Origin of the sequence: Staphylococcus gallinarum (assembly GCF_000875895.1) — a bacterium.
Classification (GTDB): domain Bacteria; phylum Bacillota; class Bacilli; order Staphylococcales; family Staphylococcaceae; genus Staphylococcus; species Staphylococcus gallinarum.
In genome coordinates this window covers 1-471 of sequence record NZ_JXCF01000118.1, presented here as the reverse complement: position 1 = coordinate 471, position 471 = coordinate 1, and the positions used below count along the sequence as shown (strand labels likewise).

Sequence of the window (471 nt, the reverse complement as noted above, 5' to 3'; positions counted from 1 at the left end):
CCACGTAATTGACGATCGACACGACTATTTTCCATATGCTCACTTACAATGACAGCAAGTCCACCTAATTCTTTAACACCATCGGCAAGTTTAATATCTGTTCCACGCCCTGCCATACTCGTTGCAACTGTCACAGCACGCAATTGCCCAGCTTCTGCAATCATTTGTGCTTCTTTCGCAACATTTTGCGCAATCAACAAGTTGTTCGGTATATCACGTTCAAAAAACTGCATTGAGAAATACTCTGCCATTTCGGCTGTTCGAGTAATGAGCAACACCGGACGTTGCATCTCATAGAGTGCACAGACACGCTCGATAATTGCTTCATTTTTAGCATCTACATCTGTAAATACAAGATCTGGGTAATCTTCACGTATAATCGGCTTATCTGTCGGTATTTGTACAACCACTTTGCTATACAAATCAAGAAATTCTTTCTCCCCTAACTTACTCGTTCCAGACATTCCGGCA

The 471-nt window shown here is 42.0% G+C and carries 1 protein-coding gene; it reads right to left on the bottom strand.

The window, feature by feature from the left end; genetic code table 11:
- A partial coding sequence (locus tag SH09_RS13695) for a preprotein translocase subunit SecA (RefSeq protein WP_042740181.1) occupies positions 1–471 on the bottom strand: 471 nt, incomplete at both ends.